This window comes from Sinorhizobium sp. BG8 (assembly GCF_016864555.1).
Taxonomy (GTDB): domain Bacteria; phylum Pseudomonadota; class Alphaproteobacteria; order Rhizobiales; family Rhizobiaceae; genus BG8.
The window spans coordinates 653,121-674,259 of sequence record NZ_CP044011.1 but is presented as its reverse complement, the minus strand read 5'-3'; the positions used below and the strand labels follow the sequence as shown (position 1 = coordinate 674,259).

The window sequence follows — 21,139 nt, the reverse complement described above, 5'->3', positions numbered from 1 at the left end:
CACGCCCGGGTCGAGGACCTGGCCACTCAGTCGAAGTCCAGCGCATGAAGCATGGTGCCATTGCGCTTCAGCCACCGTTTGGCGTCCTCCATCTGCGGGCAGAGCTTGGCACAAAGCGCCCAGAACTTCGGGCTGTGATTCATTTCGCGCAAATGCGCGACTTCGTGGGCCGCCAGATAGTCGATCACATGGGGTGGCGCCATGGCTATCCGCCAGGAAAAGCTGAGCGCACCGTCCGCCGAACACGACCCCCACCGGCTGCGGGTATCGCGCAGCGTCAGCGATTTTACCTTCTTTCCGACGCTAAGCGCATGGATGGACACGCGCTCGTCGAGATCGCGACGCGCTTCCTTCTTCAGAAAATCTGAGATACGGCGCGGAAGATGTTCCTCGAGACCACTCACGCGCAGGATCGCCTCGCCATTCTCGACCACCGCCTCGGTCAGGCCACGCAACCTGCCGGTCGCTTCGATGCGATGGGCCACTCCGCGCACGAAAACATGGGCACCGTCGCACAACGCATTGCTGCTCGAGAACCGGGCAAGCTTCGTCATGAGCCAGGCCTGATGACGATCGAGGAAATCGCGGATGTCGCGCTCGGGCAGGCCTGTCGGTATCGTCATCCGCAACGCCCGGCCGCCGGGCTCGATGCGCAGCGTCAGCCGTGTCGCGCGGGCGTTGCGCCGGATCGTCAGCGGCAACGTCCTTCCGTTCACCTCCAGCTGCCGGGTCTCGGGTGGTGGCGGTGTCCTGAGAGTGCGCCGCGGTTTGCGAAGCGATGGGAACATGCTTTCTTCTAGCCGATTCGGCTTCACGTGAAACATACAAAACCGGCGCCCTCGCGGGCGCCGGGCGATCATGACCGTTTCTTTTGATCAGGTGGCCGGATAACCGGGAGCCGGCCCGCTTCCACCTGTATTGCGTTCGCGCATGAAGCGATCGAACTCTTCCTGGTCCTTTGCCCGACGCAACTCGCGGACATAGGCGTCGAATTCGGCGCGCATCTCGTCGAGCTTGCGACGTTCTTCCTCAAGGCGCTTCAGTTCAGCTTCGCGCCAGTCGTCGAAGGCGACGTTGCCGGTATCGAAACCATAGTGGCGATGACTGGACCTGCCGCGGCGGCAGGAGGCAAAGAAGCCATCGGTCGCGCCGTTCAGATCTCGCTTGAAGCTTTTCAGTCGGTCTCCGAACATAATATAGGCCAGCATGGCCAGGCCGAGGGGCCAGAAAACCACGAAGCCAAGCACCATCATTGCAATGGTAACGGGCGTCCAGTCGGGACGTATCAGGGCTGACTGGTTCATGTGCAACCTTCCTCACATTCGGCGGACGTCCCTAATCGGCGTCCGTCGAATTCGATGTGGGCAGAGCCAAGGTTGTCTTCAAGACAGATTTGGCCGAAATCGGCCAAATGATTGCGCGCGTTCAGGTAAATCAGACGCCCGGAGAGGATTTGCCGCCCTTGATGACCCGCCGCACGGGAGGTTCCGCTCTCGATTGCGCATTCATGAATGCAACAATCCGCGGCGCGATTTCCTTGCGGAAGCGCGAGCCATTGAACACGCCGTAGTGTCCCACATCCGGCTGCATGTAGTGCATCCTCATGTGCTCCGGAATGCCGGTACAGATCGTGTGGGCCGCGTGAGTCTGGCCGACGCCGGAAATGTCGTCGTTCTCGCCTTCAACCGTCAACAAAGCGACCTTGCGGATAGCTCCCGTATCGATTGCGCGACCCCGGTGCATCATCTCGCCCTTGGGGAGGGAATGTTTCTTGAAGACGGTGTCAACGGTCTGGAGGTAGAACTCGGCCGTCATGTCCATGACGGCAAGGTACTCGTCGTAGAAGTCGCGATGCTTCTCCGCCGCGTCGCCGTCATTCTTCACCAGATGAGCAAAGAATTCCTTGTGTGCGATGAGATGCCGGTCGAGATTCATCGACATGAAGCCGGAAAGCTGCAGGAAACCCGGATAGACAAGGCGCATGAAGCCGGGTTGGGGCCACGGAACAGGCATGATCACGTTGTCGCGGAACCATTCGAGCGGCCGCTCCTCCGCAAGCTGATTGACGCCGGTCGGATTCACCCGCGTGTCGATCGGTCCGCCCATCAGGGTCATGGAGAGAGGCGAAAGCGGGTCTTCATTGGCCTCCATCACAGCCACGGCGGCGAGGACCGGCACAGCAGGCTGGCAGACACCGATCACATGCGTGTTCGGCCCGAGATGATGGAGCATCTCGATGACGTAATCGATGTAGTCGTCAAGATCGAACGATCCCTCAGACAGCGGGACCATGCGCGCATCGATCCAGTCCGTGATGTAGACGTCCGCGCTGGGCAGCAACGTCTCGACCGTACCGCGCAGAAGCGTTGCGTAGTGCCCCGACATTGGAGCAACGATCAGAATCTTCGGATCTTTTCGGTGACCTGCCGGAACAACCCTTTCGAAATGGATGAGATTGCAGAACGGGCGCTTCCAGACAATCCGTTCATGAACGGAGACCGTCTCCCCATCAACGACCGTTTCGGGTAGCCCGAACTCGGGCTTGGCGTAGCGACGGGTGGATCTCTCCAGGACCTCGAGCCCGGCTGCAAACGTGCGCCCGAAGTAGGTATGGGCCAAGGGATTGAGCGGATTCTGAATGGCCAGCCGCATCTGGTCAGCAACGGCGCGCCAGGGCGCCATCATAGCGTGGCTCATTTCATAGAATTGGTAATACATCGGAAACCGTACCTCGATCCGAAGTGCTGTTGGGCCGTTTCTTGGACGCGCACTTCTCGCATTTCGCAGCCGCGAACAGACTAGCATGTTTTCGTTGCGGAGCAACAAGGCCGGCAGGTCTGCATTTGCTTGCGATGTCGGACTAGCCCGTCCAGCCGCCGTCGATCACATAGGCCTGACCGGTGGTGTAGGTAGCGCCAGCGAGGTATACGGCAAGATCGGCAATCTCTTCCGGTGTACCGATGCGACCCATCGGCTGACGGGCGATAAAGGCAGCGCGTGCGGCCTCGTAGTCGCCGCCGGCCTTCATGCGCTCCTGGAGCGACGGGCTCTCGACGGTTCCCGGGCAGATGGCGTTGCACCGGATGCCTTGTCCGACGAAATCGGCGGCGACGGACTTGGTGAGGCCGATCACTGCAGCCTTGGTTGCCGTATAGGCGAAGCGGTTGGGTACGCCTTTCACGCTGCTGGCAACCGACGCCATGTTGACAATCGACCCGCCCCCGCGCGCGAGCATGCCCGGCAGGACTGCCTGGATCGCGCGAACCATCGAACGGACATTGAGATTCCAGGCGAATTCGAGATCCTCGTCCTTCGTTTCCAGTATCGTGCCGCCATGCACGACGCCCGCGCAGTTGAAAAGAACGTCAATGTCGCCAATCTCTGTAACGGCCTTATTGACCGCAGCGTCATCGAGAACATCGAGAACCCTGGTAAAGACACCCGCCTCGGAGGCGAGGCTTTCGAGCGCGGCGGCATTTATGTCCGTTGCATGCACGACCGCTCCAGCCTCCTTGAAGGCGAGTGCGGAGGCACGGCCGATGCCCTGTCCCGCCGCCGTTACCAGCACTGTCTTGCCAGTGAGATTGCCGCTCATAATCCGTACTCCATCTGCCAATTGCACAAGCGGTGCGCGATCCGGAAGGTCCGGCGCCGCGTAATCCATTATCCGATCTTTACGACCGCCTTGATCAGGCCCGCCTTTTCCGTCGCCCAGCGAGCCAGATCATCGGGCACGCGTTCCAAGGTCGTGCGATGGGTGATCAACTGGTCTACCGGCACCAGCCCGCCACGAATCGAAGCCGCCACGTGCTCGAAATCCGCTTTAGTCGCGTTGCGACTGCCGATGACCGTCATTTCCCTCTTGTGGAACTCGGGATCGGAAAAACGAATCTCGTCCTTCACCACGCTCACAAAGACCAGAGTTCCGCCATGAGCGACATAGGCAAATGCCGCTTCCATGGACTTAGCGTAGCCCGTGGCGTCGAAGACCACGTCGAAGCCTTCGCCGGCTGTCAGGGCGTGAACTGATGCCACAGTATCTTCACCACCAAGGATAGACCTTTCGAAACCAAACCTCTCCCTCGCCATCTGCAACCGCTCGGAGGATGTGTCTAGAAGGGTCACGTCGTGGCCGGCGATGCGCGAGAAAAGCGCCGTGCCGAGGCCAATGGGCCCGGCTCCGATCACAAGAGAGCGGACGCCTGCGGATGCAAGAGAGCGGCGCACCGCATGAGCGCCGATCGCCAGGAACTCCACCGTGGCAGCCGCCTCGAGCGACAGGCCTTCCGCGGGGTACACATTCTCCGCCGGCACGGCGATCTCCTCGCAAAAGGCTCCATCGGTGTGGACGCCCAGGACGCGGATTGCGGTGCAGCAGTTGCGTTTGTCCTGTCGGCAAGCGACGCATGTTCCGCAGGCGATGTACGGATTGACGATGACGGGCGTGCCGACTGCGAGCCCGGACTGCGAACCCGGATCACGCACGGTGGCGGAGATCTCATGCCCCATGATCCTCGGATACTCGAGATAGGGATGCTTGCCTTCGAAGATGTGATAATCCGTGCCGCATATGCCGACATGGCTTACCGCAAGGCGAACCCAGCCCGCCGGAACTGAAGCTGGGGGTGCCGCCTCCGACAGTTCGAGACGTCCTGGCTCCCGGCAAATCACAGCTTTCATCGTAGTCCGTCTTTCATCGTTTCCTACCGGAGCCTTCGCTGCAGCATAGCCTCATCGGTTGCCGCGCCGCCGGAGCTGGTCGAAGTACACGATCACGATGATCAGCAGGCCGGTTATGATGCGCTGCCAAAACGAATTGACGTTCAGGAGGTTGGCGCCATTGTTGATCGTCGCCAGGATGAATGCACCGATCAGAGGGCCATGGACGGAGCCGACCGCACCGAAGAGGCTCGTTCCACCGATAACGGACGAGGCGATCGCCTGAAGTTCCCAGCCTTCCGCTTGCGTTGCATTGCCGATGCCGATGCGCGATGCGAGCAGGATGCCGACGAACGCAGCGCAGGTCGCCGACAGAATGTAGGCCGTGTAGATGGTGCGGTTGACATTGACGCCAGAAAGACGCGCCGCCTCGCTGTTCGAGCCGACGGCAAAGAGATAGCGCCCCCAGCGGCTGAGATGAAGATAGATATAGGCGGGCACGGCAACGACGATGACCATCCAGAACAGGCTCGGAATTCCGAGGAAATCGGCGCGGGCGAAGTTCGTGAAGACCTCGTTCGTGATCGAGATCGTCGAGCCATTGGTGATAAGCAGACCGATACCGCGAAGCGACGTCAGGGTGGCCAGCGTTATGATGAAAGGCGGCAGGCCCATTCGCACGATGCCGAAACCATGGAAGATGCCGATTCCGACCCCGATCAGCAGCGTGACCAGGATCGATGCCCAAAGCGGCAGGCCCGCTTGAAGGAGCCAGGCGAGGATGACGCTGGTGAAGCCGACGATCGCGCCGACAGACAGATCGATCCCGGCAGTGATGATGACGAAGGTCTGCCCCACCGCGAGGATGGCCGTCATGGCGCCCTGGCGAAGCAGGTTGCTGATGTTGAGCGGGGTCCAGAAGCTCGCCGTCCAGAAGCCAAGGACGATCCAGAGGAACAACAGGAGGCCGATCAGTGTCAGGCTGAAGAGGATGTTCATCCCGCGCCGCGGTGCCGCAGCCGCGCCGTCCGTGGAGGTGATTGTCATGTGTCGTTCTCCCTCTTCGTTCTTGCTTTTCGCTCAGATGCCAATGGCTTCGCCGAGCACTTCTTCATGGGTTGCCGCACGAAAACCATGGCTGCCGACCAGTTGGCCGCGCCGGAAGACGTGCAGGCGATCCGCCAGTTCATAGACTTCCGGCAGATAGGAGGAGATCAGGATGATCCCCGCCCCTTCCTTCAGCAGCTTGGCAAACAGGCGATAGATCTCGGCCTTGGTACCCACATCCACACCGACGGTCGGCTCGTCGAAAATGAACAGCCGGGCGCCGTGACTGAGCCATTTTCCAATGACGATCTTCTGCTGGTTGCCGCCCGACATGCTGGACGCTGGAACGCGTCGGCTGGGCGTCTTGATACTCAGGTCCCGGATCTGCTTGTCCGCATTGGCCGCTTCCTCTGAGCGGCCAATGACGACGCCGCGGCTCAGACGCTTGAAAACGGGAAGATTGATATTGAGGCCGATCGGTAGATTGAGGCAAAGCCCCTGGTCGCGCCGGCTTTCCGGAGCGAGCGCGATGCCGAGTTCCATGGCGGTCCGTTCGCTCCGGATATCGACCTTCTTGCCCATCCAGTGGATCTCGCCCGCCGACAATGGCTGCCGCCCGTATAGTCCGAGTGCAAACTCGCTGCGTCCGGCGCCGATCAACCCATAGAGACCGACGATTTCGCCCGCGCGCACGGTCAGAGATACGTTCTCGAACCCGGGGCCAGAGAGACCGCGTGTCTCGAGGATCGTTTCGCCGATCGGGATCTCCTCCTTGTGGTAGATCTGTTCGATCGAACGATTGATCATCAGGGCAATCAGCTCGTTTTCATTGGTCTCGGAAACCGAACGGGTACCGACATGAGTACCGTCGCGAAGTACCGAGACCCTGTCGGCAAGCTCGAAGACCTCTTCCATGCGATGGCTGATATAGACGATCGTCACGCCCTCGCTTTGCAGGCGGCGGATCAGCTTGAAGAGTTGTGCCGACTCCTGCCGCGTCAGATAGGCGGTGGGTTCGTCGAAGATCAGGAACTGCGTTCCGCGCATGGCGGCTCGCGCCGTTGCAACCAATTGCTGCTGGCCAATCGTCAGGGAACTTAGAACGGCTGCGGCCGGCAGGCCAAATCCCAGGTCATCGAGAACCGCCTGGGCCGTCCTTTCCATCTGCTTCTTGCGCATCAAGCCGTTGCGATTGATTTCGTCGCCGAGAAACAGGTTCGCCGCCACAGTCAGATGCGGGCAGAGCACCACTTCCTGATGCACGGCATTTATGCCCCGGGCGATGGCTTCATTGGGCGAGGCAAGCGCAACAGGATGGCCGCACCAGCGGACTTCCCCCGCCGTTCGTGGGATGACGCCCGTGAGAAGCTTGATGAGAGTGGACTTTCCGGCACCGTTCTCACCCACGATGGCGTGGATCTCTCCCGCCAGAAACGTGATCGTCGCTGGCTTCAGCGCCTGAACATAGCCGTAATTCTTCTGCAGGCCATTCAATTCCAGGATGGAGAGCCCCTGGGAACGCGGCTTCCTTCGGTCAATGTGGCGCTGTCGTCGTGACGATGAGCGACCTGTTCCAGCACGGTCATGGACCTCTCCTCCTCGAGAATTCCGTCGTCGCCAAAGGCGATACCCGTCCATTTCAGGATATCACGAATGGCGAAAAGGGCCGCGCCGGCTTTCGCTGCCGGCGCGGCCTGTTTGGCTTGATCAGATCTTGGGATTCAGGAGCGCGTCGATCTTCGGCTCGCTCATGTTCGCCTTGGTGACGAGGTTTGCGCCGGTATCGACATTGGCCTCAACCTTTTCGCCCTTGGAGACGGCAAGTGCGGTCTTCACGCCGTCATAACCCATGCGGTAAGGATCCTGCACAACGAGGCCGGCGAGAGCGCCTTCCTTGAGGAAGCCGACGGTCTTGTCGTCACTGTCGAAGCCGATGACCTTGATCTTGTCGCCGAGCTTGTTTTCCGCAATCGCCTGGCCAACGCCCTGCGCCATGATGAGGTTCGAGGCGAAGACGCCAACCAGATTCGGGTTCGCCGTAATGAGGTCGGTCATCATGTTGAGGCCCGTGGTGGCCTGGCCATCAGCATACTTGTCGACCACCACCTTGAGTCCGGGATACTTGGTCTTTACCTGATCGAGGAAGCCCTCGCGACGCTGGTCGAGTGAACCTACGCCGGGGAGGCTGGTGATGATGGCAACTTCACCCTCTTCCTTGCCGGTCGCTTCCTTGATGGCGGCAGCAAGGCCATCGGCAGCGATGCGACCGCCCTGAACGTTGTCGGTCGTCAGGAACGAGGTGAACGCCTTGGAATCAGCCGCCGAGTCGATGCCGATAATCGGGACGGCCTTTGCGGCCTCGTCAATCGGCTTGCCAAGTGCCTTGAATTCCGTGGGCGAGATCACGATTGCGGCCGGCTTTCCAGCCACTGCGTTCTCGAGGATGCTGATCTGGCCGTTGATGTCGGACTCGGACTGCGCCCCGAGCTCGGGAACGTTTACACCGAGGTCCTTGCCAGCCGCACGGGCGCCAGCAAGCACGATCTGCCAATAGAACGAGGTGGTATCCTTCACGATGATCGGGATGGTGACGTCCTGCGCAAAGGACGCGACTGGCGTCATCGTTGCAAGGACGGCGGCGCCGGCGAGCGCGGTGAAGGCGCGTCGGGACAGCAGCGATTTGGCTATTGTCATGCTGGGGTTCTCCTCTCGGTGCGTTCTCTCCTCCAAAGAAACCGAACCGCTGAACGCAGGCGGACGATTTTTATCGATAAAAAACATTTATCTTGGAGAAGTCAACCGGCCGATGCGTTTTGATTGATGCACCAGTTCTTTGCGACGAGCAGCCTGAATGTCAGCTCCCGCCGCCAGCAGACGTCGAACCCGGTCGAGCCTCCTCCCTTGCTCTTCCAATTTCACTTCAACGAAACATGGGTTCCGTTACATTGTCAATATAGAATGTTAATTCCATAATTGCGAAATTCATCGCGTCGTTTGCGCTACCCCCTGAACACCTCGTGGGGATGGACGACACCCTTCTTCAGTATGATGTTCCCGTAGAGCCTGAATTCGGTGGTAGCGACGATGTAGGACGCGTTGCGCGCCATTTCATAGAAGGCGAAGCGTTCAACCGTACGGATAGGAAAGTCACCGGCAAGACGATTGACCAGGTTCTGGAATTCCACGCAGACTTCCGGCACAGCCGCAGGGTCTCCGACTACTTCCATCCGCCAGGCCGCATCTGGAACAAATGTATCAAGTGGCATGTGGAGCAGGATCGCTTCCGTCATCGCGACCGCGTCGACACCGTCTGCCCGGATGACCTTCGGACCGAGCGAACTTGATGGGAAATTCGCATCCGCGATCACGATATCGTCACCGTGTCCCATTGTCCTGATCGCATGGAGCAGGTCGGGACCGAGCAAGGGGTGAATGCCTTTGAGCATGGGAAGTATCCTTCGAGGTAGCTAGTCTATTGACGCACTGCTTCTTCGCCCAGTTCGGGCGCGACCAGCGTAAGAGGCTCGAAGGCCTCATACATCTGGTCCGGCAGGGTGAGGCGGGTCAGTTCCATGTTGCGCGTCAGCGATGCCGGATTTGCGGTGCCGAGCAGCACCGAAGCGACGGCGGGATGGCGCAGCGCGAACTGGATCGCCGGAGCGGCAAGTGGCGCCCCGTTTGCCTTTGCAATACCCTCCATCGCGCCGACCCGCTGCAATACGTCATTCGTCGCCGGCATATAGTCGAAATGTGCCCCCTCCACCGGTCCAGTGGCCAGAATGCCCGAATTGAAGACACCGCCAACGATCACCGACGTCTGCTTCTCGAGGCAGAGCGGCAGAAGCTCCGAGACCGCTGTCCGGTCGAGCAGGGTGTAGCGTCCGGCAAGCAAAATGCAGTCGATTTCGGCATTTCGCATGACATCGAGGCAGACTGGAACTTCGTTCACTCCGAGACCATAGGCCCCGATGATTCCGGATGACTTCAACTCCTCAAGGGCCTTTAAGCCGGAGCCAAGGAGCTGTCCGAGGTGAAAACGGTTCTGTTCGGCGCCGTGGGTATAGCCTCCGATGTCGTGCACGTAGAGCATGTCGATGCGATTGAGACCAAGACGGGCATAGCTCAGCTCGAGCGACCGCATGATACCATCGTAGCTGTAGTCGTAGCGCACATCGAAGGGCAGCGGGTCGACGTAGCCGTAGCTTGGCACCTTGTCGTCGGCGACAGGGAACATGATACGGCCGACCTTGGTGGAGAGTACGTAACTGTCTCTTGGCTTGTCACGCAGGAAGTCGCCAGTCCGGCGCTCTGCAAGCCCAAACCCGTACCATGGCGCGGTGTCATAGTAGCGCAACCCTGAATCCCACGCCGCCTCGAGGGTGGCCATGGCCGTGTCCCGGGGGCAGGTACGGTAGAGACCGCCCAGGGCGGCCGTGCCGAAACTGTACTCCGTGACAGCAAGATCGGTGTTGCCGATCATTCTCTTGCGCATGAATCCTCCAACCTCGACACTCCCCTGCCGAATATTGTCTTTTATCGACAATAGACAGATTGGCGTCAATAAGTATTATGTTGATGGCCGTCGACAAGGCCGGCACGCGGCACGACCGATGATCGGATGCGCCGCGAAGCGGAGAGACAGGAGGAACCATGCCAGCGAGACCAGAAAGCACGATCAGATCGATGGATATATCTAGGGTCACGGTCTAAGGGAGATCGACGACCCATCCGATCGGCGGAGATCATGGCCAAGCAGAACACAGTCTTCAAGGACGCATTCAACCGGTGCGTCAGGCTTCTCGAACAGAGCGAGACATTGCCTTCGGAACCGGAGCTGGGAACCTTGCTCGGCGTCAGCCGCACGACGGTCCGCGCGATCCTGACGAGACTCGAGGAGATCGGGCTTCTCACCTGGGAGAAGCGACAGAAGATTGTCCTGCGAAAGCCGGTCGCAGCGGACTATTTCCCAAATGAGGAAACGGATTCGCTTTCGGAGATCATCGAACGAAGCTTCATGCGCCGGATTCTGGCGGGTGGAGCAGAACCCGGCATGCAGATCAACGAGCTGGAACTCGCCAGGGAGATCGGTGCCGGCACGACGAGCGTGCGCGAGTTCCTCATTCGCTTCAGCCGCTTCGGTTTGATCGAGAAGCGACCAAACAGCCACTGGATTCTCAAGGGATTCACCCGAGAATTCGCGCTCGAACTGACCGAAGTGCGCGAGATGTTCGAATTGCGCTCCGCAGCCTCGTTTGCCAGCCTTCCGGACAATCACCCCGCCTGGGCGGAACTCGAGGCGCTCGAGGCGGTTCACCGCGACATTCTTGCGGACATCGACAATCGCTACAGGGAGTTCTCTGAACTCGACGAACGATTTCATCTGATGGTTCAGAAGGCTTCCAAGAACCGCTTCATCATCGACTTCTATGACATTATCGCAATTGTGTTCCACTATCACTACCAGTGGAACAAGACGGACGCACGCCGGCGCAATGCTCGGGCCCTGGAAGAGCACCTTGCCTATATTGGCGCGCTGAGATCACGAGATCCCGCCCAGATAGAGCACGCCTGCCGGCAGCACCTGAAATCAGCAAGAGAAACGCTTCTACAGTCGATCAATTGAACGCTCGGCACAGGCCGGCTGATCAATAGCCGGCTGTCTTTCCGCCCGCAGGTGCCTCCCCGAGGAATTCGCGGCGCAGACCGTCGAGCGCCCTGACGAGCGATGTCACATCGGTGCCGATGGCCATGAAGTCGGCACCCAGCGCCCGGTACTCGCGCGCCTCGTCCATATCAACGGTCATGATCCCGCGAGCCTTGCCGTGGCTGTGAATGCGTTCAAACGCCGCCTCGATGGCGTCCCGAACCGGCGCCGAGCCGGGCTTGCCCAGAAAGCCCATGTCCGCAGCCAGATCGGAAGGCCCGATGAAGAGCCCGTCAACGCCTTCCAGCGCCGCAATTTCATCGAGATTGTCGAGCGCCGCACGACTCTCTATCTGCAGAAGCAGACAGACCTCGTCATTGGCGCTGGCGAGATAGTCGCTCACGCGTCCAAAGTTGCTGGCGCGACCAAGACCGGCACCGACCCCGCGAATGCCGTGCGGTGGGTAACGGACCGCACGCACCAGCGCGCGTGCCTGCTCAACGGTCTCGACCATCGGAATAAGAAAGGTCTGCGCGCCCTGATCCAGCAATTGCTTGATCAGCCATGCATCGCCCATGGGCGGACGCACGATAGGGTGGCTACCCGATTTCGCGACGGCACCGATCTGGGCACTCATCAGCGGCATGTCGCTCGGTCCGTGCTCTCCATCGATCAACAGCCAGTCGTATCCGCTGCCGCAAGCGATCTCCGCCGCATACGGGCTTCCGAGCGCAAGCCAGAGGCCGAGTTGGAACCGGCCCTCCTTCAGGGCCGCCTTGAACGGATTGATAGGCGCAGGCATCGGTCGCGTTCTCCGCATTAGCTCAGAAAAAAGCGGATCGCCCGGAATACCGGCGATCCGCGAATACGATTGTCAGGCTATTCCGCCGAGGCAAACGTACTTAATCTCGATGAAGTCATCGATGCCGTAGCGGGAACCTTCGCGCCCGAGGCCGGATGACTTGACGCCGCCGAACGGCGCCTCGGCCGTCGAGATGAGACCGGTGTTGACGCCTACCATGCCATATTCCAGCGCCTCGGCGACCCGGAAGACCCGAGCCAGATCCTTGGCATAGAAGTAGGACGCCAGGCCGAACTCCGTGTCGTTCGCCTGGCTGATCACATCCGCCTCATCCTTGAATCGGAAAAGCGGCGCGACGGGACCGAAGGTTTCTTCCCGGGCGACGGCCATCTCGGTCGTGACGTCTGCGAGCACGGTCGCCTCGTAGAAGGTGCCGCCAAGCGAATGACGCTTGCCACCCTTGATCACGCGGCCTCCCTTCGAAAGCGCATCGGCGACATGCTCCTCGACCTTCTCCAGCGCGGACTTGTCAATCAACGGCCCAAGAATGACACCCTCATCAAAGCCGTTACCGGTCTTGAGCTTGCCGACAGCGGTCGCGAGCTTTTCCGCAAATGCGTCATAGACGCCTTCCTGAACATAGATGCGGTTGGCACAGACACAGGTCTGACCATTGTTTCGGAACTTGGCGATGAGAGCTCCTTCAACTGCCGCATCCAGGTCCGCGTCGTCGAAAACGATGAAGGGTGCATTGCCACCGAGTTCGAGGCCCAGTTTCTTGATCGTGGGTGCGCTCTGCTTGTAGAGGGCCGCGCCGATCTCGGTCGATCCGGTAAAGGTAAGCTTACGCACGATCGGGTTGGCCGTCATCTCTGCACCGATGGCCGAGGCCGAACCGGTGAGCACGCTGAACAAGCCCTTCGGCAGGCCTGCCCGCTCGGCGAGCACTGCGAGTGCAATCGCGGAAAACGGCGTTTGCGAGGCCGGCTTCAACACCATGGCGCAACCCGCGGCAAAGGCAGGTCCAGCCTTGCGGGTGATCATGGCATTGGGGAAGTTCCATGGCGTGATCGCGGCCACGACACCGATCGGCTGCTTCATCACCAGAATGCGCTTGTCCTTCTGATGTCCCGGAATGATGTCGCCATAGACGCGCCGGGCTTCCTCGGCAAACCATTCGACGAAGCTCGCTCCATAGACGATCTCGCCAGTGGCTTCAGCGAGCGGCTTGCCCTGCTCCAGGGTCAGGATTCGCCCAAGATCGTCCTTGTTTTCGATCATGAGATCAAACCACTTGCGAAGGATGCCGGCGCGCTCCTTCGCCGTACGCGCGGCCCATTCCTTCTGTGCGACCGCGGCCGCATCGATTGCGGCCCTGGTCTCGGCCGTGCCGAGTTTTGGGACGCGGCCAATGATTTCGCCGGTCGCCGGGTTGTTTACCTCAATCGCGTTCGCTGGGTCGGCTTCGATCCAGTCTGCACCAACCAGTGCGGCCTGGCGGAACAGGGTCGGGACTTTGAAGGTCATGGGTCTGCTTCCTCACTCTTTGATCCTTAATGGGTTACAGGTCCTGAGGACTCATTTCAACAAGGAGGTCCACAGCACATCCGGACAACCCCGCCTGACCCCTGTCGTTCTTCCTCAATATTCGCGTTGAAACGTCGAGCGGGCAGCCTATGCTCGTGGAGCGAGACACCCGGGAGCGTGCCATGACCCACAGCAATGGACGAAATTCGCAGTATCCTGTCGATCGCCAGTTCCTCGACCGGTGGTCACCTCGCGCTTTCACCGGGGAATCGATACCGGATGAGCAACTCTTCTCTCTCTTCGAGGCCGCCCGGTGGGCACCTTCCGCCAGTAACCGTCAGCCTTGGCGGTTCGTTTATGGTCGCAGAGGCACTCAGCCCTTTAGCCGGATTCTCGATACGCTTGACGAAGGCAACCAACGTTGGGCCCGCAATGCTTCCGTTCTCGTCGTCATCATCTCCAAGACGCACAACCGATCTGCGGCGACCGGCGAATTGCGCCCCGCCTACACGCACGCATTCGACACCGGTGCCGCCTGGTGCTCGCTCGCGCTGCAGGCCACGCTCTCTGGCCTTCACGCACACGCCATGGCAGGTATCGACCGTGAGAAGGCGATGAGAGATCTGGCCGTGCCCAATGGATTTCGGGTGGAAGCGGGGCTGGCCATTGGAAAGCTGGCGCTTGCGGAAAGCCTTCCCGATGATCTTCGGGAAAGGGAAAAACCCAGCCAGCGAAACCCCATCGAAACATTTGCCTTCGAAGGGTCGTTTACCGGCAATTCGGAATAAGTGAATGCCGCACGCTGACGGGATTGTCGCCCGCGGCACGGTAAGCCACGCGTGCAGACGCGACGCAGCCGCAAATCAGAAGAGGACATCCTGAGACGGTCCTACGGGCACAATTCCGTTGGGATTGAGCGAGGCGATCGAATAGTAGCCACGCTTGATATGATCGAGGCTGACCGTCTCTGCGATACCCGGCCAATCGTACATGCGTCTGGTGAAGGCTCGTAGCCCCGGATAGTCCGCAAGGCGTTTCAGATTGCACTTGAACAGGCCGTGATAGGCCGCGTCGAAACGGACAAGAGTGACGAAAAGCCGGATATCCGATTCCGTGGGATGATCCGCGAAAAGGAAGCCTCTGGCGGAGATCTGTTGCTCCGCCCAATCAAGTGTTTCGAAAACGGCCTGGAATGCTTCCTCATAGGCCTGTTGCGTTGTTGCGAAACCGGCCCGATAAACGCCGTTGTTCAGACCGGGATAGATGCGATCATTGAAGGCGTCGATCTCGTCACGTCTGGAAGCCGGATAGAGATCGATTGCACTGCTGGCGAGCGCGCCGAAGCCACTGTTCAACATTCTCAGGATATCAGCCGATTCATTGTTCACGATCGTCCGCCGATGCTTGTCCCACAGGACGGGCACAGTGGCGCGGCCCGTGTAGACCGGATCGGCAATCGTGTAGATTTCGTGCATGTAGCGGGCGCCGTTGACCTGATCCTCCGTCGCCCCGGCGTAATCCCCGAAACGCCAGCCCTCCCTGGTCAGGGCCGGCTCCACGACGGAGAGACTGATCGCTCCCTCCAGGCCCTTGAGCTTTCGACCGATCAGCGTCCGCGATGCCCAGGGACAAATGTAGGCGACGTAGAGGTGGTAGCGCCCGGCTTCTGCGGGAAGCCGCCATCGCCCGTCGGACCCGGTGCACCATCCGGCGTCACCCAGTTGCGAAAACCTGAGATCTGCCGGACGAAGCCACCCTTTTCGTCCTTCGCCTGAACGGGATGCCAATCGGCCGTCCATTTGCCTTCGACAAGCATGACCCTGCTCCTCTTTTCACAGATAAGGCTACATCGCTACGCCATCGCTTGCAGCCTGCTTCTCGCGTCGGTTCTTGCTTAAACGCTTGTTTCTTTGTTAAAAAGCGCTCCGCTCAACCGAAGTATCACTTCTGCGTGAGCCAAGTCGGCCGGATCCTTGCCTCGCGTTTTCGCCCGGATTAACGGTAGTGGCGTAGAGAAGAGGCTCGCCCGCCGCTCCCGACTGGTGCTATTTGTCCGGACGCGTTCCTCCCAGCGCGCCCAATCGCCCAAGCAAAGGATTCCTACATGACCATCAGCAACAACCGCCAGGCCACGCATCCGATCGATCCGCTGTTCTTGAACCGCTGGTCGCCGCGTGCCTTTACCGGCGAAACGATCTCCGAGGCAGATCTGCTCGCGATTCTCGAAGCGGGCCACTGGGCGCCCTCGGCATTCAACTCGCAGCCATGGCGTTTCGTCTATGCCCTGCGCGGCACCGAACAATGGGACAAGTTGTTCCCGATCCTGAACGATTTCAACCAAAGCTGGGCCAAATCTGCCTCGGCACTCGTCATCATCATCTCCAAGGCCAGCTTCAAGGCTCCGGGTGCAACCGAAGAGAAGCCTTCCTACAGCCATACCTTCGATACCGGTGCCGCGTGGGGTGCACTTGCCCTGCAGGCACAGCTTTCCGGCTACCAGGCGCACGGCATGACCGGCATTCACGTGGACAAGGCAAAGGAAATCCTCGGAATTCCGGATGGCTATCGGGTCGAAGCTGCTGCAGTGATCGGTCGCGTCGGCGATAAGGCGCAGCTGCCGGAAGGCCTGCAGGCACGCGAAACGCCGAGCCCGCGCCGCCCGCTTGCGGAAGTTGCCTTCAACGGTGACTTCATCGCCGAATAAGCAGGCCATACGGAAAACAAAAAGCCTCGCCTCCGAAGGGAGGCGGGGCTTTTTCATCTCTTAGCGGTGCAGTCAGTCAAGCTGCCGAGTGGCCTTGATCGAAAGCCCGGACACACTCAGGCTTGCTCGATCAGATGTCGAGATTGGCCACGCTCAGCGCATTCTCCTGAATGAAATCACGGCGCGGCTCGACTTCATCACCCATCAATCGCGTGAACAGACCATCGGCATCGGTCGCATCGGTAACCCTTACCTGAAGCAGCGAACGGACGTTCGGATCGAGCGTCGTTTCCCAGAGCTGTTCGGCATTCATCTCGCCAAGCCCCTTGTACCGTTGCATCGAAAGGCCGCGGCGACCACTCGCGAAAATAGAATCGAGCAGTGCGCGCGGTCCGGTGATCTCCGTTTCTCCTTCCTTGCGCCAAAGCTTCGGCGGAGCCGCGTAGATTTCCTTGAGGCGCGGAGCGAGCTGATCGATATGCCTAGCATCGGAGGAGCCGATCAGTGCCATATCCAGGTTGGAATATTCCTTCACGCCTCGAACCATGCGCTCGAGCCGGATCCCACCATCGGCACCGACGGACCCGGCCCAGCCGCGTTCTGTCTCCTCGGCGATCAGATCGAGCCGCTGGGCGACCTCCTGAACCTTCGTGTCGAAGCGTTCCCGATCATGACTGAGCTCGAGATTGAGGGCTCCTGCGATCGCCGCCTGTTCAACCACCGAACGGCTGTAGCGCGAATGCAGGCCATCGATGAGCGAGCGAAGGCGCAACGCGTCTTGTATGACCTCGCGCATGTCCTGCCCGGTGCGCACCTCGCCGGACCCGAGTTCCAGCCGGGCCTCCTCCAATCCCATCGAGATCAGATAGTCTTCCAGGGCCTTCTCGTCCTTGAGGTACTGCGTGGATTTCCCACGAGCCACCTTATAGAGCGGTGGCTGGGCGATATAGAGATGTCCGCGCTCGATCAGTTCCGGCATCTGGCGGAAGAAGAACGTCAGAAGCAGGGTGCGAATATGGGCGCCGTCGACATCGGCATCCGTCATGATGATGATCTTGTGGTAACGCAGCTTTTCAGGATTGAACTCGTCCTTGCCGATCGACGTTCCGAGAGCCGTGATCAACGTGCCGATTTCCTGGCTGGAGAGCATCTTGTCGAAGCGCGCGCGCTCTACGTTCAGGATCTTGCCGCGCAACGGCAGGATTGCCTGGTTCTCGCGTGAGCGGCCCTGCTTCGCCGAACCACCTGCCGAATCGCCCTCGACCAGGAAAAGTTCTGACTTCGAAGGATCGCGTTCGGAACAATCGGCGAGCTTGCCGGGCAGTGACGAGATATCGAGCGCACCCTTGCGCCGGGTCAACTCACGTGCCTTGCGCGCCGCCTCGCGCGCCGCCGCCGCCTCGACAACCTTTCCGACGAGCACCTTGGCATCCGACGGGTTTTCTTCCAGCCACACGCTCAGCGCCTCGTTCACAAGGCTTTCAACAACGGGTCGGACTTCTGAGGAGACGAGCTTGTCCTTGGTCTGCGAAGAGAACTTGGGATCGGGTACCTTCACGGAAAGGACGGCGGTGAGGCCTTCGCGGCAGTCGTCACCGGTGAGGGACACCTTCTCCTTCTTCATGATGCCGGAACTGTCCGCGTATGACACGATCTGGCGCGTAAGCGCGCCACGGAAACCCGCCATATGCGTGCCGCCGTCGCGCTGGGGGATGTTGTTGGTGAAGCAGAGCACGTTCTCGTGGTAGCTGTCGTTCCACCACATCGCGACTTCGACGGTGATCCCGTCCTTCTCGCCGCGAATTGCAACGGGCTTGGCGACGAGAGGCTTCTTGTTGCGGTCGAGATAGTGCACAAAGGCTTCGAGGCCCCCGTCATACATCATCTCGTCCTGCTTGACGTCGGAGTGCCGGCGGTCGGTCAAAACGATATGTACGCCCGAATTGAGGAAGGCGAGCTCCCGAAGGCGGTGTTCCAGCGTCGAGTAGACAAATTCCGTGTTGGAAAAGGTCTCCGTGCTCGGAAGGAACGTCACTTCAGTGCCGGTCTCGTCGCCGCAATCCCCGATAGCGGTAAGCGGACCGTCGGCGACACCGTGCGTGAAGCTCATCTCGTGAATCTTGCCACCGCGACGGATCTTCAGCTTCAGCGAGACGGAGAGCGCGTTGACCACGGAAACGCCCACGCCGTGGAGACCGCCTGATACCTTGTAGGAATTCTGGTCGAATTTGCCGCCTGCGTGGAGCTGGGTCATGATGACCTCGGCCGCCGACACGCCCTCTTCCTTGTGGATGTCCGTCGGAATGCCGCGGCCGTTATCCGTGACGGTCACCGAGCCATCGGCGTTCAACGTCACGGTCACGATGTCAGCATGACCGGCAAGGGCTTCGTCGATCGCATTGTCCACGACCTCGTAGACCATGTGATGCAGGCCGGAACCATCGTCCGTATCACCGATATACATGCCTGGCCGCTTGCGTACCGCATCAAGCCCCTTGAGGACTTTGATCGAATCTGCACCATACTCGGCCGGGCCGTTTTCGGTCTCGGAAATATCAGTCATACAGGGTAATCTTTCCAGATTTATCGGAAGAGCCGAAATGGCGGCGAATCACCGGTTTTCCAGCTGCCAAGACTATAAGTGCTTTGTCGCGACTTCCCAAATCTTGTGGCGCTGAATCAGGGCAGAAATCAGGGGATCACGGCGCTTTTGCGCGAGAATTGCAAGCCTTCTCCAGAATACCCGCCAATCGCCGTATTGTCTCCGGTGGTAGGTGACGAATTTCGGCCGCTAGCCGGCTCGCGAAGGCCGTGTATTCGGGCGGCAAGCCTGCGGTATCGATTGTGCTGCGCGGGTCGGAAATGCTGGCAATGCGGAAGAGTTCCTCCGCCTCGTCCCAGATGATGTTGAAGTAGCCGGCCACTCGCTGGAGAAAATCGAACGTCGGCATTCCGCGTCGCCCGTGTTCCAGCGCCGAGAGATAGGCGGGGCTGACGCCAAGAGCCTTTGCCATCTCCTTTTGCGAGACGCCCTTGCGCTCCCTCAGATGGCGAACTGCAACCCCGAACGGCGTCGTCATGGGCGTCCGCCTCCGGCCATACGGCTAAGCCGCACGTATAGCGCTCCTTCGCCGCCATGCGTGCGCGCCGCTGTCTCGAACGACGAGATCAGCGGGCGGAACTCCGGCAACGAAAACCAAAGCGGCACAGCCCGCTTCAGGGCCCCATCGCTGCCGATGGAGGTCCCTTTTCCCGTGATCACCAGCACATGCCGCAAGCCGCGTTGATGCGCGCGGAGCAGGAAGTCGAGCAGAAACCCGTGAGCCTCGCTCTGGATCATGCCATGAAGGTCTATTCGCGCATCGAGCGGCAGCTTCCCCTTGGCGATCTTGCGCTTTACCGGACGCTCCAGCGGATGGTGTCGCTTCGCCTCGCCTGCCGATGGTGCGGTAACCTGAATGCCGCCCGGCGTTTCGACCGGAGGCTCATCGTTCACTCTCGCTCTGGGGAGAGCCTCGCTCTCGCTCAGCAGCACGGTCTCGAGGTCGAGAAGGTCTTCCATGCGGCCCGGCAGCGGTCGCGTGCTGCGGGCGACCTTGCCCCAAAGAATGCGATCCGCGTTGCTGATCGGCTTCCTATCCCTGGCCATGAAGGTATCTCGCAGCCGCCTGCTTCGGGATCAGTATAAAGAAATCCGCCGCATTGCGCACGCTGCCCGCGCGATCACCCGCGGCTTCGCCCGATCCGGTGAAGATGTCACCGCGCGCCGGGCCGACGATGGCTGAGCCGGTGTCGAGCGCCAGCATCAGCCGCTGGAAAGACTTGCCCTCGTCGATTACCGTGAGGGTTTCGCTCGTGATGTAGAAGGGCAGGCCGAACGTGTGAATGAGACGGTCGACGGCCAGAGATCTCCCTGGCACGAGCGGAACCTTCGCGGCGGCAATCGGCCCAAGGGACGAATCCTCCACTTCCGCCTCGCGGAAAAAGATGAAGGAGCGATTGTGCCACAGGACCTCATCCATCCTGTCCGGATTGCGAGCGAGCCAGTCACGGATGGACGCCATGGAGACCGTTGCCCGGTCAATCTCTCCACGGTCGATCAGCAGTTTCCCGATCGGCGAGAACGGATGCCCGGTCTTCGCGGCGTAAGTGATGCGGCGCAGCGAACCGTCCGGGTACAACAGTCGTGCGGCGCCCTGGATGTGGGCAAAATAGACGTCGACTTTCGAGCGTGCCCAGGCAATCTCCAGTTGCCGGCCCGCGAGAAACCCCTGCTCGATCGCCGCCCTGTCCGGATATTCCCGGATGCCCGCTTCCTGCATCCAGCCGAACGCAAAGTACGGATCCATGCCGCTTGGCCTGTTGGCATCGTCGATATCCGCGAGATCGGCCGGCCGCCGATAGAACGGGTATCGGAAGTCCTGATTTGGCTCTGCCTTCACCTCGACTTCCGGCTCATAGTAGGCCGTTAAGAATCCCTCAGTGCCATCCACCTTCTCGATGCGGAACGGCGAGAACCACTCCTCGAAGAAAATCCGGGATTCGGACGCGCTTGCAGGCGTGTGCATCGCCGCAGCTTCAAGCGCAGGCAGCAACTCCGCCGCGGAAATGCCAAGCCCACCGGTCTTGTAGGGTTTGTTGTTCACGATGTGATCGCGGCATCGCGCCATGGCGGGAAGCAGGACGGAAGGATCGTCATCCTGCCAGCCGGCAAGATCGGTGAAGCTGACCGGTCTCAGGCGAAAGTCCATCAATT

Annotated in this window: 18 protein-coding genes and 2 pseudogenes; 3 read left to right on the top strand and 17 right to left on the bottom strand. The window is 60.2% G+C overall.

Annotated features, from left to right (window positions below; translation table 11 throughout):
- Window positions 1-26: 26 nt before the first annotated feature.
- The 10 genes and pseudogenes from F3Y30_RS03090 to F3Y30_RS03045 form a co-directional block, all read right to left on the bottom strand.
- A complete protein-coding gene (locus F3Y30_RS03090) occupies window positions 27-788 on the bottom strand; it encodes a SprT family zinc-dependent metalloprotease (RefSeq protein WP_203425104.1) in 762 nt (253 codons plus the stop codon).
- A gap of 87 nt (window positions 789-875) precedes the next feature.
- A complete protein-coding gene (locus F3Y30_RS03085) occupies window positions 876-1,304 on the bottom strand; it encodes a DUF2852 domain-containing protein (RefSeq protein WP_203425103.1) in 429 nt (142 codons plus the stop codon).
- A gap of 130 nt (window positions 1,305-1,434) precedes the next feature.
- On the bottom strand, window positions 1,435-2,718 hold the full coding sequence (phaZ, locus tag F3Y30_RS03080; RefSeq protein ID WP_203425102.1) for a polyhydroxyalkanoate depolymerase: 1,284 nt from the start codon (window positions 2,716-2,718) through the stop codon (window positions 1,435-1,437).
- Window positions 2,719-2,860: 142 nt separating this feature from the next.
- On the bottom strand, window positions 2,861-3,595 hold the full coding sequence (locus F3Y30_RS03075; RefSeq protein WP_203425101.1) for an SDR family oxidoreductase: 735 nt from the start codon (window positions 3,593-3,595) through the stop codon (window positions 2,861-2,863).
- Between the two features lie 68 nt (window positions 3,596-3,663).
- Window positions 3,664-4,680 carry a zinc-binding alcohol dehydrogenase family protein gene (locus F3Y30_RS03070; protein WP_203425100.1) on the bottom strand — a complete coding sequence of 339 codons (1,017 nt, stop codon included), beginning with the start codon at window positions 4,678-4,680 and terminating at the stop codon, window positions 3,664-3,666.
- A gap of 51 nt (window positions 4,681-4,731) precedes the next feature.
- Window positions 4,732-5,706 carry an ABC transporter permease gene (locus F3Y30_RS03065; RefSeq protein WP_203425099.1) on the bottom strand — a complete coding sequence of 325 codons (975 nt, stop codon included), beginning with the start codon at window positions 5,704-5,706 and terminating at the stop codon, window positions 4,732-4,734.
- A 33-nt stretch (window positions 5,707-5,739) separates the two neighbouring features.
- A pseudogene (locus F3Y30_RS03060) lies at window positions 5,740-7,292 on the bottom strand (sugar ABC transporter ATP-binding protein).
- 121 nt (window positions 7,293-7,413) lie between these two features.
- Window positions 7,414-8,400 carry an ABC transporter substrate-binding protein gene (locus F3Y30_RS03055; protein WP_203425098.1) on the bottom strand — a complete coding sequence of 329 codons (987 nt, stop codon included), beginning with the start codon at window positions 8,398-8,400 and terminating at the stop codon, window positions 7,414-7,416.
- A gap of 305 nt (window positions 8,401-8,705) precedes the next feature.
- Entirely contained in the window at window positions 8,706-9,152 is a 447-nt protein-coding gene (locus F3Y30_RS03050) for an RbsD/FucU domain-containing protein (protein ID WP_203425097.1), read from the bottom strand.
- A gap of 26 nt (window positions 9,153-9,178) precedes the next feature.
- Window positions 9,179-10,198, bottom strand: a complete 1,020-nt coding sequence (locus F3Y30_RS03045) for an aldo/keto reductase (protein WP_203425096.1) — start codon at window positions 10,196-10,198, stop codon at window positions 9,179-9,181.
- Between the two features lie 252 nt (window positions 10,199-10,450).
- Between F3Y30_RS03045 and F3Y30_RS03040 the strand changes: the two genes are divergently transcribed.
- On the top strand, window positions 10,451-11,329 hold the full coding sequence (locus F3Y30_RS03040) for a GntR family transcriptional regulator (RefSeq protein ID WP_203425095.1): 879 nt from the start codon (window positions 10,451-10,453) through the stop codon (window positions 11,327-11,329).
- Window positions 11,330-11,351: 22 nt separating this feature from the next.
- Here the strand turns inward: F3Y30_RS03040 and F3Y30_RS03035 are convergent, their stop codons facing one another.
- Together F3Y30_RS03035 and gabD are read right to left on the bottom strand one after the other, a co-directional pair.
- Window positions 11,352-12,152 (bottom strand): HpcH/HpaI aldolase/citrate lyase family protein, encoded by an 801-nt coding sequence (locus F3Y30_RS03035; protein WP_203425094.1) that lies wholly within the window; start codon window positions 12,150-12,152, stop codon window positions 11,352-11,354.
- A 72-nt stretch (window positions 12,153-12,224) separates the two neighbouring features.
- Complete coding sequence (gene gabD, locus F3Y30_RS03030; protein WP_203425093.1) at window positions 12,225-13,679, bottom strand: NADP-dependent succinate-semialdehyde dehydrogenase; 1,455 nt, start codon at window positions 13,677-13,679, stop codon at window positions 12,225-12,227.
- Window positions 13,680-13,861: 182 nt separating this feature from the next.
- Here gabD and F3Y30_RS03025 point away from each other — a divergent pair, with 182 nt between their 5' ends.
- A complete protein-coding gene (locus tag F3Y30_RS03025; protein ID WP_203425092.1) occupies window positions 13,862-14,467 on the top strand; it encodes a nitroreductase family protein in 606 nt (201 codons plus the stop codon).
- Window positions 14,468-14,542: 75 nt separating this feature from the next.
- Here the strand turns inward: F3Y30_RS03025 and F3Y30_RS03020 are convergent.
- Window positions 14,543-15,495: pseudogene (locus tag F3Y30_RS03020) on the bottom strand (glutathione S-transferase family protein).
- A gap of 288 nt (window positions 15,496-15,783) precedes the next feature.
- Here F3Y30_RS03020 and F3Y30_RS03015 point away from each other — a divergent pair.
- Window positions 15,784-16,383: a nitroreductase family protein gene (locus F3Y30_RS03015; RefSeq protein WP_203425091.1), complete on the top strand. Its 600-nt coding sequence runs from the start codon at window positions 15,784-15,786 to the stop codon at window positions 16,381-16,383.
- Between the two features lie 130 nt (window positions 16,384-16,513).
- Here the strand turns inward: F3Y30_RS03015 and gyrB are convergent, their stop codons facing one another.
- From gyrB to F3Y30_RS02995, 4 genes are all read right to left on the bottom strand, one after another.
- On the bottom strand, window positions 16,514-18,946 hold the full coding sequence (gene gyrB, locus F3Y30_RS03010; RefSeq protein WP_203425090.1) for a DNA topoisomerase (ATP-hydrolyzing) subunit B: 2,433 nt from the start codon (window positions 18,944-18,946) through the stop codon (window positions 16,514-16,516).
- A gap of 136 nt (window positions 18,947-19,082) precedes the next feature.
- Window positions 19,083-19,463 carry a helix-turn-helix domain-containing protein gene (locus F3Y30_RS03005; RefSeq protein ID WP_203425089.1) on the bottom strand — a complete coding sequence of 127 codons (381 nt, stop codon included), beginning with the start codon at window positions 19,461-19,463 and terminating at the stop codon, window positions 19,083-19,085.
- Window positions 19,460-20,032 (bottom strand): Smr/MutS family protein, encoded by a 573-nt coding sequence (locus F3Y30_RS03000; RefSeq protein ID WP_203425088.1) that lies wholly within the window; start codon window positions 20,030-20,032, stop codon window positions 19,460-19,462. The genes F3Y30_RS03005 and F3Y30_RS03000 overlap by 4 nt, the downstream gene beginning before the upstream one ends.
- The gene (locus tag F3Y30_RS02995) at window positions 20,019-21,134 is read right to left on the bottom strand and encodes a murein transglycosylase A (RefSeq protein WP_203425087.1); all 1,116 of its coding nucleotides are present in this window, start codon (window positions 21,132-21,134) and stop codon (window positions 20,019-20,021) included. Before F3Y30_RS02995 ends, F3Y30_RS03000 begins: the two co-directional genes overlap by 14 nt.
- Between the last annotated feature and the right edge of the window lie 5 nt (window positions 21,135-21,139).

Coding starts and splice junctions, on each gene's coding strand:
- F3Y30_RS03090 (WP_203425104.1), bottom strand. CDS start 788: ATGTTCCCATCGCTTCGCAAACCGCGGCGCACTCTCAGGACACCGCCA.
- F3Y30_RS03085 (WP_203425103.1), bottom strand. CDS start 1,304: ATGAACCAGTCAGCCCTGATACGTCCCGACTGGACGCCCGTTACCATT.
- phaZ (WP_203425102.1), bottom strand. CDS start 2,718: ATGTATTACCAATTCTATGAAATGAGCCACGCTATGATGGCGCCCTGG.
- F3Y30_RS03075 (WP_203425101.1), bottom strand. CDS start 3,595: ATGAGCGGCAATCTCACTGGCAAGACAGTGCTGGTAACGGCGGCGGGA.
- F3Y30_RS03070 (WP_203425100.1), bottom strand. CDS start 4,680: ATGAAAGCTGTGATTTGCCGGGAGCCAGGACGTCTCGAACTGTCGGAG.
- F3Y30_RS03065 (WP_203425099.1), bottom strand. CDS start 5,706: ATGACAATCACCTCCACGGACGGCGCGGCTGCGGCACCGCGGCGCGGG.
- F3Y30_RS03055 (WP_203425098.1), bottom strand. CDS start 8,400: ATGACAATAGCCAAATCGCTGCTGTCCCGACGCGCCTTCACCGCGCTC.
- F3Y30_RS03050 (WP_203425097.1), bottom strand. CDS start 9,152: ATGCTCAAAGGCATTCACCCCTTGCTCGGTCCCGACCTGCTCCATGCG.
- F3Y30_RS03045 (WP_203425096.1), bottom strand. CDS start 10,198: ATGCGCAAGAGAATGATCGGCAACACCGATCTTGCTGTCACGGAGTAC.
- F3Y30_RS03040 (WP_203425095.1), top strand. CDS start 10,451: ATGGCCAAGCAGAACACAGTCTTCAAGGACGCATTCAACCGGTGCGTC.
- F3Y30_RS03035 (WP_203425094.1), bottom strand. CDS start 12,152: ATGCCTGCGCCTATCAATCCGTTCAAGGCGGCCCTGAAGGAGGGCCGG.
- gabD (WP_203425093.1), bottom strand. CDS start 13,679: ATGACCTTCAAAGTCCCGACCCTGTTCCGCCAGGCCGCACTGGTTGGT.
- F3Y30_RS03025 (WP_203425092.1), top strand. CDS start 13,862: ATGACCCACAGCAATGGACGAAATTCGCAGTATCCTGTCGATCGCCAG.
- F3Y30_RS03015 (WP_203425091.1), top strand. CDS start 15,784: ATGACCATCAGCAACAACCGCCAGGCCACGCATCCGATCGATCCGCTG.
- gyrB (WP_203425090.1), bottom strand. CDS start 18,946: ATGACTGATATTTCCGAGACCGAAAACGGCCCGGCCGAGTATGGTGCA.
- F3Y30_RS03005 (WP_203425089.1), bottom strand. CDS start 19,463: ATGACGACGCCGTTCGGGGTTGCAGTTCGCCATCTGAGGGAGCGCAAG.
- F3Y30_RS03000 (WP_203425088.1), bottom strand. CDS start 20,032: ATGGCCAGGGATAGGAAGCCGATCAGCAACGCGGATCGCATTCTTTGG.
- F3Y30_RS02995 (WP_203425087.1), bottom strand. CDS start 21,134: ATGGACTTTCGCCTGAGACCGGTCAGCTTCACCGATCTTGCCGGCTGG.